Here is a 1642-nt window from a genome sequence, read left to right on the forward strand (position 1 = left end):
CGCGAGGTATGCTGGAGCGGTTACAAAAGAAAATGTAGGCATAAGTAACGATAATGCGGGCGAGAAACCCGCACACCGAAAGACTAAGGTTTCCTCAGCTATGCTAATCAGCTGAGGGTTAGTCGGGGCCTAAGGCGAACCCGAAAGGGGTAGTCGATGGACAACCAGTTAATATTCTGGTACCTGCTTTGCGTTAAAAGTGACGGAGGCGAGAATTAGGTGCGCACTGACGGAATAGTGCGTTGAAGGATGTGGTAACACTCCGATAGTACACCAAAGCTTCGGCGGCGGTGATAATCCTGAATATCGACTTCCAAGAAAAGCGAGCAAAAGCAGCCCGTACCGCAAACCGACACAGGTAGTTGGGATGAGAATTCTAAGGTGCTCGAGAGATTCATGGCTAAGGAACTAGGCAAAATTGACCCGTAACTTCGGGAGAAGGGTCGCCCATCCATTGGATGGGCCGCAGTGAAGAGGTCCAGGCGACTGTTTATCAAAAACACAGGGCTCTGCTAAATCGAAAGATGATGTATAGGGCCTGACACCTGCCCGGTGCTGGAAGGTTAAGAGGAGATGTTAGCTTTTAGCGACGCATTGAATTGAAGCCCCAGTAAACGGCGGCCGTAACTATAACGGTCCTAAGGTAGCGAAATTCCTTGTCGGGTAAGTTCCGACCTGCACGAATGGTGCAACGATCTGGACACTGTCTCAGCCATGAGCTCGGTGAAATTGTAGTATCGGTGAAGATGCCGATTACCCGCTGTGGGACGAAAAGACCCCGTGAACCTTTACTATAGCTTAGTATTGACTTTGGACAAGTGATGTGTAGGATAGGTGGGAGACATTGAAGCGGTATCGCCAGGTATCGTGGAGTCATTGTTGAAATACCACCCTTTACTTGTTTGAAGCCTAACTTCCATTGGAAGGACAGTGCTTGGTGGGTAGTTTGACTGGGGTGGTCGCCTCCAAAAGAGTAACGGAGGCTTCTAAAGGTTCCCTCAGCACGCTTGGTAACCGTGCGTAGAGTGCAATGGCATAAGGGAGCTTGACTGAGAGACATACAGGTCGATCAGGTACGAAAGTAGAGCATAGTGATCCGGTGGTTCCGCATGGAAGGGCCATCGCTCAAAGGATAAAAGGTACTCCGGGGATAACAGGCTGATCTCCCCCAAGAGCTCACATCGACGGGGGGGTTTGGCACCTCGATGTCGGCTCGTCACATCCTGGGGCTGGAGAAGGTCCCAAGGGTTGGGCTGTTCGCCCATTAAAGTGGCACGCGAGCTGGGTTCAGAACGTCGTGAGACAGTTCGGTCTCTATCTACAGTGGGCGTTAGAAATTTGAGTGGATCTGACTCTAGTACGAGAGGACCGAGTTGGACTGACCTCTGGTGTACCAGTTGTTCCGCCAGGAGCACTGCTGGGTAGCTACGTCGGGAAGGGATAAGCGCTGAAAGCATATAAGCGCGAAACCCACCACAAGATGAGATTTCTTTTAAGGATCGTGGGAGACTACCACGTTGATAGGTCACAGGTGTAAAGGCAGTAATGTCATAGCCGAGTGATACTAATAATCCGTATAGCTTAGTGCACTTCCCCGGTAGCAATACCGGGGAGGAACAACCTAAAGCTTCAAAATGACCTT

At 50.5% G+C, this 1642-nt stretch carries 1 rRNA gene; it reads left to right on the plus strand.

Going from position 1 to position 1642, the window contains the following annotated elements:
* Window positions 1–1589, plus strand: a 23S ribosomal RNA gene (locus LA313_RS13415); the annotation flags it as partial.
* Between the last annotated feature and the right edge of the window lie 53 nt (window positions 1590–1642).

Origin of the sequence: Salinimicrobium sediminilitoris, assembly GCF_020866905.1 — a bacterium.
GTDB classification, from domain to species: Bacteria; Bacteroidota; Bacteroidia; order Flavobacteriales; family Flavobacteriaceae; genus Salinimicrobium; species Salinimicrobium sediminilitoris.